We start from the raw sequence: 12699 nt of genomic DNA, 5'->3' as shown, positions 1-12699 counted from the left end.
CTCAGCTTCCGCTCACCGTTCCGGTCAGCACAAGGTCCGGTGTCACGTGCAGCTCGACCGACTCGTCCGGCTCGGCCAGCGCGTCGGCGATCGTCGGCACCACCAGCGAGCCGGTCGCGGTGCCCGGTTCGAAGAACACCCACGGCAGCGCGGCCGTCGACGAGAGCGGCCGCGACGGCTCGGGGTCCTCCCAGGCCACGTCCTGGAACCACACCGGGTCGACGTCCGTGCTGGACAGCTCGGCGCCGCTCGCCGGTGGCTCCGGCTGGGCTCCCACCACGTACGGCGTCTCGACCGGCGCCGACAGGCCCAGCTCCCAGCTCAACGCGCCGCCCTCGGCCACGCGCACCGACCGGACGGCCGCGCTGATCACCGGCTCGGGGTCGTCGTTCTCGACCGTGACGCCGCCGATGTAGTCGCGGATCTGGAAGCCGCGCTCGGCCTTGGCGAGCAGGTACTGACCCTCGCCGTCGCCGTACATCTCGTCGCCGGTGACCGTGACCGGCACGCTCACCGACCGGTCCACGGTGACCAGCCAGGTCCGGGTCACCTCGAACGACACCGCGTCGACCAGGAAGAACCGCACCTGCCCGGCGCCGCGCCCGCTGACGGTCACCGGGACCTGGTAGGTCCGGCTGCCCGAGTCGCCCTCGACGACGTCGAGGGTGCCGACGTCGAGCTGCGGCAGGCTCACGCTGCCGGGTGGCGGGGTGCCTTCGCCGTACGCCCACGCGTCGAGCACGATGGCCCGGCCGGATCCCGTGCGCGGCGTGAACTCCAGCGCGGTCACCGGCAGCGGCGGCACCGTCAGGCGGACCTCCTGCGCCCAGTACGAGGTGGTCAGCTCGGTGCCGGGCAGCCCGTCGAGCCGTACGTCGCCGAGCGCGACCCGCCGTCCGCCGGCCAGCACGGCCGAGACGCCGAACGCCGTGCCCGTGCTGTTCGGCGGGACGATCACCCGCAGCGCCAGCCTGCCGGTCTCGGCCCGCACCGGCCGGGGCAGCACGGCCCGCTGCGGCTTGCCGGCGGACGTCCACCTCAGGTCGGCCGCGTAGCGCCCCGGCTCGGGAACGACCGGCCCGAAGGTGGTGAAGTGCCCGATCCGCGAGTTGATGTCGTCGGGGTCGAGGCACGAGCGCGCGGCGACGTCGGTGACCTGCTCACAGATCCGCACGCCGCGCACGTCCGGCGCCGGGAGCAGCACCGGGCTTCGATTGCCGCCGAGCGCGTGGCTCAGCACCCGGGCCGGGCCGGCGGAGGGCGCCCGCACCCCGCCGCCGTCGAGCAGCGGCAGCACCCGGTCGTCGTCCTGGACGAAGACGCGAGCGGCGGCCGCGATGTAGGTGGCGCCGGCCTTCTGCTGCTGTGCCGCGGTGAGCCGCGTCGGCGTCCCGGGCGAGCAGACCGCGTCCTGGACCTGGTCGCTGGGGAAGTCGTCCCACGACGGGGCCGCCGACTGTCCCGGCGTCCACTCGGTGTTGAAGTAGTTGTGGTTCGCGCCGACCATGTAGAGCGCGCTGTGCAGCGCCTTGCCGCGGCTCACGCCGCGCGTCTCGTCCACGTACATCTGGCCCTGCAGGTCGAAGACGTCGCCGTCGCAGCCCGGCAGGATCGTCGCCGACGGCACGTCCGGCACGGGGTTGTGGCCGAACAGGGTCGGCCCGATCATCAGCAGCCCCCGGACGGTCCAGCGCGGGTCGGGCGCCATCGCGGCCCGGTTGACGCCCTCGCCCCCGCGGGAATGGCCCACCAGCAACACCTTGCCGAGATCGGCGCGGGGGTCCTTCGCGAGCAGCGCGAGGTGGTGCCGGATCAGCTCGGCACGGGCCTGCGCGCCGCCGTCCTCGCTGGCCCAGTCCTGCCCGTTGATGCCGTTCGCCGAGACGGAGACGGTCAGGTAGCCCTGCGAGGCGAGCAGTTGCTGCGCCTGCAGATAGCCGCGATGGCTCGGGATCGGCAGGGTGCCCTCCGGGCAGGGCCATTGCTGCGGTACGTCGTCGCTCTGCCCCTGGTAGCAAACGGAGTGCCGGCCGTGCAGGAAGAGCGCGAGCGGCCGCTTGCCCGAGGCGCCGACGGGCGCCACGACGACGGCCTTCGTCTCCACCTTCTCGGGGTATTCGAGCTGCACCGGCGCCAGGTCGTATTCCGAGGTGGCCGTGCGGTACGGGCCGGGCAGCCCGGGGTCGGCGCCGCCGGCGGCCGGCGGGGCGGCCGGCGGCAGCGCGGCGGCCTTGCGCGACGAGCGGGGCGGGGCGACGTCGATGCGCTTGCCCGCGGCCCGCGCCGACAGCGAGTGCAGCGGGCCGGGGGCCACTCCCGAAAGGGTGAACGTTCTTTCGTCCGGATGCGGCCTCGCCCGGCCGAGCATCCGGTCGCCCGACCAGAACTCGACCGCCGCGTCGCCCATCGGCACCCGCTCGGCGGAGCGCCAGGTGAGCCTGCCGTCCACAACGGACCAGCCTCCGCCCGGGTCCGCGGCCACCGGTGGCACGGCGACCGCGCTGCCGGCGGCCCCCACGACAAGTGTCACGGCGACCGCCGCCGCCGTCAGAATTCTTCGCATGCAAGTGTGTCTATCTCACACCCGCAACCAGCTCGATGATCGTCGAAACATGGCACCATGACACGATGGCTGACGCGACGACGCGCACCGCGTACCGGACCTGCCCCCTCTGTGAGGCCGCCTGCGGCCTGGAGCTCACCATCTCCGCCGACCGGGTGGTGGCGGCCCGCGGCGACCGCGAGCACGTCTTCAGCCACGGCTTCGTCTGCCCCAAAGGCGCCACGTTCGGCACACTCGACGACGACCCCGACCGGTTGCGCCGCCCGCTCGTGCGGCGCGACGGCCGGCACGTCGAGGTGAGCTGGGCGGAGGCGTTCGAGGCGGTCCGCGCCGGGCTGCGGCCGGTCCTCGAGGCGCACGGCCGGGACGCCGTCGCCGTCTATCTCGGCAACCCGAACGTGCACACCATGGCCGGCGGCCTCTACGTGTCGCCGCTCGTGCGGGCGCTCGGCAGCAAGAACACGTTCTCGGCGAGCACCGTCGACCAGATGCCCAAGCACGTGTCGTGCGGCTACCTGTTCGGCAACCCGCTCGCCATCCCGGTGCCCGACCTCGACCGCACCGACCTGCTGCTCCTGCTCGGCGCCAACCCGTGGGAGTCCAACGGCAGCCTCGCCACCGCGGCCGACTTCCCGGGCCGGCTGCGCGCGATCCAGCGGCGCGGCGGGCGCTTCCTGGTGGTCGACCCGCGCCGCACCCGCACGGCCGAGCACGCCGACGAGCATCTGTTCATCCGGCCCGGCGCCGACGCGCACCTGCTCTTCGGCATCGTGCACACGCTCTTCGCCGAGGGCCTGGCCGAGCCGGGCCCGCACGTCTCAGGCGCCGACGCCGTACGAGACCTCGCGCGCGACTTCCCGCCGGAGCTCGCGGCGGCCGCGTGCGGCATCCCCGCCGAGCGCATCCGGGGGCTGGCGCGGGAGCTGGCCGCCGCGCCGAGCGCCGCCGTCTACGGCCGGATCGGCACGTGCACTGTCGAGTTCGGCACGCTGACGAGCTGGCTGATCGACGTGGTCAACGTGCTGACCGGCAACCTCGACCGGCCCGGCGGCGTGATGTTCCCGCTCGCCGCCCACCTGCGGCCGCAGTCGCGCCCCGGCGGCAAGGGCTTCCGCACCGGGCGCTGGCACAGCCGGGTGCGCGGGCTGCCCGAGGTGAAGGGCGAGCTGCCGGTCGCCACGCTCGCCGACGAGATCGAGACGCCGGGCGACGGGCAGGTGCGCGCGTTCGTCACCATCGCCGGCAACCCGGTGCTGTCCACGCCGAACAGCGGCCGGCTCGACCGGGCGCTCGCCGGGCTCGACTTCATGGTGAGCGTCGACCCCTATCTGAACGAGACGACCCGCCACGCCGACGTGATCCTGCCGCCGTCCACGGCAACCCGAAAGGGTCACTACGACTTCTCGTTCCTGGCGCTGGCGGTGCGCAATTTCGCGGCCTACTCCCCCGCGGTGCTGCCCGCCGACCCGGGCGCCCTCGACGAGTGCGACATCCTCGCCCGCCTCACCACGATCATCGACGGCAGCGACACCGAGCCGGCCGCCGTGCACGAGCAGATGCTGACCCGGCTGCTCGAGAAGGCCGCGGGCCCGTTGGGGCGCGACGTGGACGCGCTGCGGGCCGAGGTCGGCGGCGACCATCCGGCCGAGCGCCTGCTCGACGTCGCAGTGCGCACCGGCGCCTACGGCGACCTTTTCGGCGTACACCCGGAGGGGTTGACCTTGAAGAAGCTCGTCGACAACCCGCACGGCGTCGACCTCGGCCCGCTGCGGCCCCGCATCCCCGAGGTGCTGCGCACGCCGAGCGCGACGGTCGAGCTGTGCCCCGAGCCGATGGTCGCCGAGACCGCCCGGCTGCGCGCGTCCCGCGACCGGCGCCGCGACGACCTGGTGCTGATCGGCCGGCGGCACCTGCGGTCCAACAACAGCTGGATGCACAACGTGCCGGCGCTGGTGAAGGGCCGCGACCGCTGCACGCTGCAGGTCAATCCGGCCGACGCCGCGCGGCTCGGGCTCGGCGACGGCGAGCAGGCGCAGGTGACCTCGCGGGCCGGCATGCTGTGCGCGACGGTGGAGGTGACCGATCAGGTGATGCCGGGGGTGGTGAGCCTGCCGCACGGCTGGGGGCACGGGCTGCCCGGCACCCGGATGCGGGTCGCCGCCGAGCATCCGGGCGTCAACTCCAACGTGCTCACCGACGAGCTCACCGTCGACCCGCTCAGCGGCAACAGCGTGCTCAACGGGATTCCTGTGGAGCTGAAGCCGGTTTCCGCCAGCGGATCTCGGTGATCGCGCGGCCGGCGACGCGGGTGACCTCGGCGGTGGCGCCCTCGACGGTCACGGTCTCGCCGGGCGCGGTCGGGATGTGGCCGAGCTTCGACAGCACCAGCCCGGCCACGGTGGTGTAGTCGCCGTCCTCGAGGTGCTCGATGTCGATGCCGACGTCGGGCAGGTCGTGGATGGGGAACGTGCCGGGCATCAGCAGGGCGCCGTCGGCCTCGCGGACCACCGCCTGCACGTCGCGGTCGGTCTCGTCGTAGATCTCGCCGACCACCTCCTCGACCAGGTCCTCCATCGTCACGATGCCGTCGATGGCGCCGCGCTCGTCGACCACCATGGCCAGCTGCTGGCGCTGCCCGCGCATCTGCATCATCGCGTCGGAGACCTTGAGGCTCTCGGGCAGGAAGAGCGCGTCGAACATGTGGTCGCGCACCGGGCCGCGCGCGTCGATCAGGTCGCGCAGGTGGGTCACGCCGAGCACGTCGTCGAGGCCCATCGGCCCGGTCACCGGCGCGCGCGAGTGGCCGCCGGCGACCAGCCGGGCGAGCGCGTCGTGGGCGGGCAGGTCGGCCGGGATCACGAGCACGTCGCGGCGCGGGACGAGGATCTCGCGCAGCACCCGGTCGGCGATCTCGAAGGCGCCGCTGATGATCGTGCGCTGCTCCGGCGTGAACTCCTGCTGCTGGGTCACCAGGTCGCGGATCTCCTCGGTGGTCACCTCCTCGCGCGTCGCGTTCGGGTCCACGCCGGTCAGGCGTACGAGAACGTCGGTGGACTTGCCCAGCAGCCAGACCACCGGCCGCGACAGCCCGGACAGCACGTCGAGCGGGCGGGCCACCATGAGCGCCCAGCCCTCGGCCCGCTGCATCGCGATCCGCTTGGGCGCGAGCTCGCCCACCACCAGCGTGAAGAAGGTCAGCACGATGGTGACCAGCACGATCGCCACCGGCTCGGCGGCCGACCCGAGAAAGCCGAGCGGCCCGGTGAGCGGCTTGGCGAGCGACACGGCCGCCGACGCCGACGCCAGGAAGCCGGCGAGCGTGATGCCGATCTGGATCGTCGCGAGGAACCGGTTGGGGTCGCGGGCCAGCTTCGCCAGCGTCGCCCCGGTGCGCGAGCGGCGCTCGAGGCGCTGCAACTGGCTGTCCCGCAGCGAGATGAGCGCCATCTCGCTGCCCGAGAAGGCAGCGTTGAGCAGCACGAGGAAAACGACGAGAACGATCTGCCATCCGTAGCTGCCCACGGCGTCAGTCTTTCAGCAGTTCCCGCTCCGCCGTTCGCGGACCCGGCAGGTTTTCCTGTGGCAAGCGTCGCTCCAGCTCGCCGATGAGCAGGTGCAGCCGCGCGAGTTGCTCGTTCAGGGGCGGCTCGGCGGCCTTGGCGCCGCGGTTCTCGTCGTGCGCCTCCTGGAGGGCGGTCAGCACGACGCCGACGAGCAGGTTGGTGAGCAGGTAGCAGGCGGCGACCATGTACGACACGTAGTAGAGGACGGCCCACTCGGTGACCTCGCGGCCGGCCTGGAGCGTGTCGGTGATGCCGTCGAGCGACAACAGCAGGAACAGCGTCAGCATCGCCTGGCCGACCGTGCCGTAGCGCTCGGGATAGGCGTCGCCGAACATCATCCAGCCCAGAATCGCGTACCCGTAGAGCAGCACCACCGTCACCAGCAGGAAGCTGCCGAGGCCCGGCAGGCTGCGCCGGATGCCGACCAGGATGACGCGCAGGCTCGGGAAGAACCGGAACGTCCGCACGATGCGCGCCAGCCGCAACAGCCGCAGCAGCGTCACGTTCTCGCGCACTCCGGGCAGCAGCGGCGCGGCGACGATCAGCAGGTCGAACACGTTCCATCCGTCCCGGAAGAACCGCGTGCGCGAGGCCCCGAACCGGATCAGCAGCTCCACCGCGAAGTACGCGACACAGGCGTACTCGATCGCGTGCAGCCACCCGCCCGCCGCCGCGACCACCGGCTCGTAGGTCTCCAGGCCGAGGGTGAGGGCGTTGACCACGATGACGGCGAAGCCGGCGAGGTTGAACCAGGACGCCGCCACCAGGCGGCTGCAGAGAAGGGCGGTACGCGTCATCGCCGGGAAGCGTAAGACATCGGGGACGCCCGGGCACGAACCGGGCGTCCCCGCCGGGAGTCAGCAGTGCCAGACGATCGGCCGGGTGGCCTTGTCGCCGAGCTCCTCGCCGGCGACGACGCGGCCGTCGGCGCTGACGGCGGTGGCCACGTCGTAGTTGCGGCCGGGGCTCAGGTGCGGCAGCGGCCGGCCGGCGAGCGTGGCCACGCGGTAGGGCGGGGAAGGCTCCGTGCGGGTGGTGACGCCGGCCGCGTCGCCCGCCTCGGTGGTGCCGGCGACGGCGATGCCGGGGATCACTTCCGGGCTGTGGTCGCCGGTGTTCCAGCGGACGGCCTGGCCGGCCGCGTTGGGGCCGATGCGGGCCGCGGCAATGACACCGTCGGAGCGCGCCGGGCCGGAGGTGCCCACGATCCAGTCGCCGGCGATCGCGATGGCGCTGCCGGGGCCGAAGCGGGCGGCGGCCAGCCAGAACGCGGCCCTGCTCACCTTGTCCGCGCCGCGGATGACGCCGACGATGTCGCCGCGCTGGTTGACGGCGTTGGCGGTCACGTCGCTGCCCGCGGGCGCGGGCAGGACCCGGACCTTCCCGTTCTCGTACGCCCAGCCGACGAGCCGATGGTCGCGGGTCACGCTGCCGACGACCGTGCCGTGCACATTGACGCCGAGCGGGGCCGGCGCGAAGCCGGCGACGGGCAGTTCCCGCAGGGTCCCGCCGTCCCAGAGGAGGGCCTTGCCCTGTTCGCCGGTCTCCTCCGAGCCCTGCACCGCGCCGGCGATGAAGCGGCCCGTCGGGTCCACCGCGGTGGTCCTCCTCTGGACGGTCACGGGCTCGGTGAGCAGGTGCCGCATCTTGGCCAAGCCCTTGGCGCTCTGGCTCTTGACCGTGCCGTCGGTGCAGTCGAGCAGTTCGGCCACCTCGCCGACCGGCAGGTCGTAGACGAAGCGCAGCACCAGCACGGCCCGCTGCCGCGGCGCGGTGGACGTCACCGCACAACGTGTACGCCAGCCGCTGCAACCGGGGCAGGCCGGCGCTCGCGTACTCGACGTACTCGCGCTCCGCGTCCGCGCGCATCGATTCCCCCTTCGTCACCGCGGTAACGCGCCGGCCCGCCGCAACGGTTGCCCGGACGGCGCGGATTCTTCGCCCGGAGTCCGCCCGCCGGACACGTCGCGTGCCTACAAAGGGCAGATGATCCGACGTCTGTCCCTCGCCGCCGCCGTCGTGGCCGGTGGCGTGCTCGCCGCCTCACCCGCGCTCGCCCACCCCGCGGGCGCCTCGCCGTCGCTGTCCCTGCTGGACTCCCTCGTGGTGCCGGCGAGCCAGCAGTTCGGCACGCCGTTCGGCGGCATCTCCGGCATCGACTACGACCCGGCCAGCGGCCGCTACGTGGCGATCAGCGACGACCGGTCCGCGCTCGCCCCGGCACGCTATTACACCCTGCGGCTGCCGCTGACCCGCCGCGGCTTCGCGGTCACCGCGCCGGTCGTCACCGGCGTGACGACGCTGCGCGACACCAACGGCCAGGCGTTCGCCAACGGCACGGTCGACCCCGAGGCCGTACGCGAACTGCCTGGCACCGACCGTCTGGCGTGGACCAGTGAGGGCGCCGCGTCGACCGGGCTGCCGCCGTTCGTGCGGGAGACCTCGCGCGACGGCACCTTCCGCCGCGAGTACCGCCTGCCGGACGCCTACCGGCCCAGTGCCACCAACGGCGTGCGCAACAACCTGGCACTGGAGTCGCTCACCGTGTCCGCGGACGGCCGCTCGCTCGTCACCGCGACGGAGAACGCGCTCGTGCAGGACGGCCCGGCCGCCACCCTCACCCACGGCAGCAAGTCGCGGGTCCTGGTGCTCGACCGCGCCTCGGGCAAGGCGCGCGCCGAGTACGTCTACCCGGTCAGCCCGATCGCGCACGCGCCGACCGACCCGGCCAACCCGTACGCCGACCGCGGCCTCACCGACCTGCTCGCCATCGACAAGACGGACTTCCTGGCCGTCGAGCGCAGCTACGCGGGCGGCGTCGGCTTCACCATCCAGGTCTTCTGGACGACGACCCGCGGCGCCACCAACGCCGCCGGTCGCGCCGCGCTGACCGGCACCGAGAAGGCCATGCCGAAGAAGCTGCTCTTCGAGTTCCCCGAGGCCGACAACGTCGAGGGCATCACGTGGGGCCCGCGCCTGGCCGACGGCGGCCGCTCGATCGTGGCGGTCACCGACGACAACTTCGGCACCGCCGGCACCCAGTTCCACCTGCTGCGCTACGGCACCCGCCGATAGCGGCCTCTGTTTACTGTGGAGGACGATGACTGACACCATCTTCGTCGCCCTTCTCGGCGTCGCCGGCCAGATCGTGCAGGGACTCACCAGCGAGTTCCTGTTCGATCTGCGCCGGCGCCGGCAGCCCCCTGCCCAGATCAGCACCCGGGAGGTCCGCCGCGCCCTGGATTCCACCCGCCGCGGCCTGGCCACCCTGCGCGGCGGCGAGCTCCGCGAGCTTGCGGCGCACGAGTGGGACGCCGCCGTGGAGGCCGCCGGCCACTCGCTGACCGTCGCCGAGGTGGACCTCGACCTGGTCTTCGACCTCGAGCTGGACGCGGCCCGGCTGGCCCGGCACGTCGAGTCCCGCGGCACGGACAGCCTCCACCAGTTCGGCCTGGGCGCCGAGGGTGAGGCCGCGTACCGGCAGATCATCGGCCTGACCTGCACCAACCTGCTCTCCGCGCTCCAGCTCCAGCCGGGCTTCGACCGGCTCGTGCAGATGCGCATCCTCGGCAGTCTCAACAACCGCGGCAGCCTCGACAACCGGACCGTGGCCCACACCGGCCCGCCGGACGTCGACAGTGCCTTCACCGCCCGGTACGCCGAGGTCGTCGCCCAGCGGCTCGGCCGGTTCGAGCTCTTCGGCGTCACCCGCAGCCGCCGCCCGCGCCGGCACACGTTCGACAAATACGTGTCCCTGGCGGTGGCCCGCGGCGCCTCCGACGACGATGAGGAGGGCCTGACCGGTGTCGGCATCGACGTGGCCAACGCCCTCGCCGACAACCCGCGCGTGGTGATCCGCGCCGGGGCGGGAGCCGGCAAGACGACGCTGCTGCAATGGCTCGCCGCCTCCACGCACGGGCAGGTCCCGTTCTTCGTGCCGCTGCGCCAGTACGCCCAGGACGGCCGTCCCCTGCCGGCGCCCGAGGAACTGCCCACGATCATCGGCCGCCACATCGCCGGGGAGATGCCCCCGGGGTGGGCCAGCCGCCGCCTCGCCGCCGGTCAGGGCCTGCTGCTGATCGACGGCATCGACGAGGTGCCGCCGGAGCGGCGCGAGGCCGTCCGCGCCTGGATCGCCGACCTGGCCGAGGCCTACCCCGAGTCGCGGTACGTCGTCACGAGCCGCCCGCCGGCGATCGACGAGGACTGGCTCGCCGAGCACGACTTCGTCCCGTTCGACCTGCTGTCGCTCAGCGCCCAGGGCATCCAGGACTTCCTCGCGCGCTGGCACGAGGCCGCCCAGGAGGAGTACGGCGACGAGCCGGGCATGTCCGAGTGGCTCGACTCCTGCCGGCGCGAGCTCGGCGAGCTCATCGCGACCCGCCCCGAGCTGCGGCGGCTGGCCGCGAACCCGTTGCTGGCGGGCCTGATCTGCGCGCTCTATCAGGACCGGCACATGCACCTGCCGCGCGACCGCAAGAGCCTCTATGACGCGGCCCTGGAGCTGCTGCTCCTGCGCTGGGACGAGCGCCGCGGCGTACGGCTGGACCAGAGCCCCGCCCTGAGCATGGAGGAGCAGGTCGTCATCCTCCAGCGCCTGGCCTATTCGCTCGTCAAGAACCAGGACATCCTGCTGCCGCGCGGCGAGGCCGTGCACCGCATCCGGCACGCGATGCGCGGCATCCGGCCCGAGCACGCCGAGCCCGAGGCGGTGCTGCAGCGCACGCTGGAGCGCACCGGGCTGCTCCGCGAGGTGTACGACGGGCAGATCCAGTTCGTGCACCGCACGTTCCGCGACTACCTGGCCGCGAAGGAGGTCGTCGACGCCGGCGACCTGGGCCTGCTCGTCGAGAACGCCCACCTGGACCCGTGGCACGACGTGGTGGTGATGGCGGTCGCGCACGCCCGCCCGGTCGAGCGCGAGCGCATCCTCGGTGACCTGCTGCGCGGCAACGCGGCCGCCCGCGAACGGCCCGCCGTGCACGACCGCCTGCGCCTGCTGGCGGCCGCGTGCCTGGCCCAGGCCGACGTGACCGAGAGCGACGAGATCCGCGACCAGGTGCACCAGGCGGCGCGCCGCCTGATCCCGCCCGCCAGCCTCGACGACGCCGAGCTGCTGGCCCGCGCGGGCCCGTTCGTGCTGGAACTGCTGCCCGGCCCCGAGGGCCTCGACGACGAGCAGGCCGCGGGCGTGGTCCGCACGGCGGCGCTGATCGGCGGCGAGGGCGCCCGCGACACCATCGCCCGCTTCACCACGATCGACCAGGCCCTGGTCATCGACGAGCTGCTGCGCGCCTGGCGGGTCTCCGACGACCCCGAGCGGTACGCGACGGAGGTCCTCGCCGACGTCGACTTCGGCGACCGCCGCCTCGACATCCAGCGCTGGTCCCGGGTGCAGTACCTGCGCCACCTGCGCCGCCTGTCGACGGTCTCGTGCCGCGGCGACCTGACCCCGCTGGACCCCCTGGCCGCGATCCCCAACCTGCGCCGCCTCGAACTCCTGCAGAACACGGTGCTGCGCGACCTCAGCCCCCTGACGGCCGCCCGCGAGTTGCGCGTCCTGCACCTGGCAAGCTGCCCGATGTTGCGCGACCTGTCACCGCTGTGCCGCACCGGCCTGTCGGAGCTGCGCCTCTACCTGATGAACGCCTCCCTGCGCACCCTGGCCGGCGCCCCCATCACCCGCCTGGTCCTGCGCGACCGCGGCGTGTCGGCCGGCCTGCACGCCCTGCCCGGCGACCTGCCACTGACCTCCCTGGTGGTCGAGAACCGCCCGACCGACCGCAACCTGCTCGGCGTGGACCAGTTCCGTTCCCTGCGCTCGGTGGAGTTCGTCGGCGCACCGGACTCCGCGGAGCTGTCGGCCCTCGCCACCCTGCCCCACCTCACCCACGTGACAGCCCACCACCCCGAGACGGTGCAGGGTTTGCTGGGGTTGCCGGCTTTGACGCATTTGACCCTTGACTCGGTACGGCCGGACGTCCTCGCCGAGGCCCGGCGCGCCACCCACCTGGAGATCACGGTCCGCTGACGGCCGCACTGTCGCGGGGCGCCTTCGTCAGCGCCCGGCCGTTGTCCCCACATGCCGTTGTTCGCAGTCCCGCGCCCGCGACCGCACCCCGCCGTCTACAACGCCCTGCCCTCCACAACGCGCCGCCCCTCCACAACACCCCACCGTCCGCAACCCGCCGCCGTCCACAACACCGCGCCGTCCACACCCCGCCGCCGTCCACAACACCGCGCCGTCCAAAACGCACCGCCCCTCCACAACGCCCTGCCCTCCACAACCCGCCGCCCCTCCACAACACCCCGCCGTCCACAACCCGCCGCCCCTCCACAACACCCCGCCCCTCCACAGCGCGTCGCCCTTCCACAACGCCCTGGCCTCCGCAACACCCCGTCCTCCACAACGGCTCCACCCTCCACAACGGCGCCGCCCTCACCGCACCCGCGCCATGCACGCACCGCACTGCCGCGCCCTCCGCTGCGTTATCCACAGCCCCCGCCGCCCACAGCCCCCGTTGTCCACAGGCCCCGGCACGATCTTGGATTTTCGCGTCACAATGGTGCAGG

Annotated in this window: 7 protein-coding genes; 3 read left to right on the top strand and 4 right to left on the bottom strand. The window is 73.2% G+C overall.

What is annotated here, in order from left to right:
* Position 1: 1 nt before the first annotated feature.
* A complete protein-coding gene (locus Ade02nite_RS40105) occupies positions 2–2563 on the bottom strand; it encodes a dienelactone hydrolase family protein (RefSeq protein ID WP_203775435.1) in 2562 nt (853 codons plus the stop codon).
* Positions 2564–2628: 65 nt separating this feature from the next.
* Between Ade02nite_RS40105 and Ade02nite_RS40100 the strand changes: the two genes are divergently transcribed.
* On the top strand, positions 2629–4851 hold the full coding sequence (locus tag Ade02nite_RS40100; protein WP_239169394.1) for a molybdopterin oxidoreductase family protein: 2223 nt from the start codon (positions 2629–2631) through the stop codon (positions 4849–4851).
* Here the strand turns inward: Ade02nite_RS40100 and Ade02nite_RS40095 are convergent.
* The 3 genes from Ade02nite_RS40095 to Ade02nite_RS40085 are packed head-to-tail and all read right to left on the bottom strand — an operon-like array spanning position 4799 to position 7910.
* On the bottom strand, positions 4799–6085 hold the full coding sequence (locus Ade02nite_RS40095) for a hemolysin family protein (protein WP_203775431.1): 1287 nt from the start codon (positions 6083–6085) through the stop codon (positions 4799–4801). The genes Ade02nite_RS40100 and Ade02nite_RS40095 overlap by 53 nt on opposite strands.
* Before the next feature lie 4 nt (positions 6086–6089).
* Entirely contained in the window at positions 6090–6923 is an 834-nt protein-coding gene (locus Ade02nite_RS40090; protein ID WP_203775428.1) for an ion transporter, read from the bottom strand.
* A gap of 60 nt (positions 6924–6983) precedes the next feature.
* Positions 6984–7910, bottom strand: coding sequence for a sigma factor-like helix-turn-helix DNA-binding protein (locus tag Ade02nite_RS40085; protein ID WP_239169393.1), 927 nt, complete (start codon positions 7908–7910; stop codon positions 6984–6986).
* A gap of 202 nt (positions 7911–8112) precedes the next feature.
* Here Ade02nite_RS40085 and Ade02nite_RS40080 point away from each other — a divergent pair, with 202 nt between their 5' ends.
* Together Ade02nite_RS40080 and Ade02nite_RS40075 are read left to right on the top strand one after the other, a co-directional pair.
* Positions 8113–9201, top strand: a complete 1089-nt coding sequence (locus tag Ade02nite_RS40080; RefSeq protein WP_203775426.1) for an esterase-like activity of phytase family protein — start codon at positions 8113–8115, stop codon at positions 9199–9201.
* Positions 9202–9226: 25 nt separating this feature from the next.
* On the top strand, positions 9227–12157 hold the full coding sequence (locus Ade02nite_RS40075) for an NACHT domain-containing protein (protein ID WP_203775424.1): 2931 nt from the start codon (positions 9227–9229) through the stop codon (positions 12155–12157).
* Positions 12158–12699 lie beyond the last annotated feature (542 nt).

It is taken from the genome of Paractinoplanes deccanensis (assembly GCF_016862115.1).
In the GTDB taxonomy this organism is placed as follows: Bacteria; Actinomycetota; Actinomycetes; order Mycobacteriales; family Micromonosporaceae; genus Actinoplanes; species Actinoplanes deccanensis.
This window is presented reverse-complemented; position numbering and strand designations above follow the sequence as displayed.

Coding starts and splice junctions, on each gene's coding strand:
- Ade02nite_RS40100 (WP_239169394.1), top strand. CDS start 2,629: ATGGCTGACGCGACGACGCGCACCGCGTACCGGACCTGCCCCCTCTGT.
- Ade02nite_RS40080 (WP_203775426.1), top strand. CDS start 8,113: ATGATCCGACGTCTGTCCCTCGCCGCCGCCGTCGTGGCCGGTGGCGTG.
- Ade02nite_RS40090 (WP_203775428.1), bottom strand. CDS start 6,923: ATGACGCGTACCGCCCTTCTCTGCAGCCGCCTGGTGGCGGCGTCCTGG.
- Ade02nite_RS40105 (WP_203775435.1), bottom strand. CDS start 2,563: ATGCGAAGAATTCTGACGGCGGCGGCGGTCGCCGTGACACTTGTCGTG.
- Ade02nite_RS40075 (WP_203775424.1), top strand. CDS start 9,227: ATGACTGACACCATCTTCGTCGCCCTTCTCGGCGTCGCCGGCCAGATC.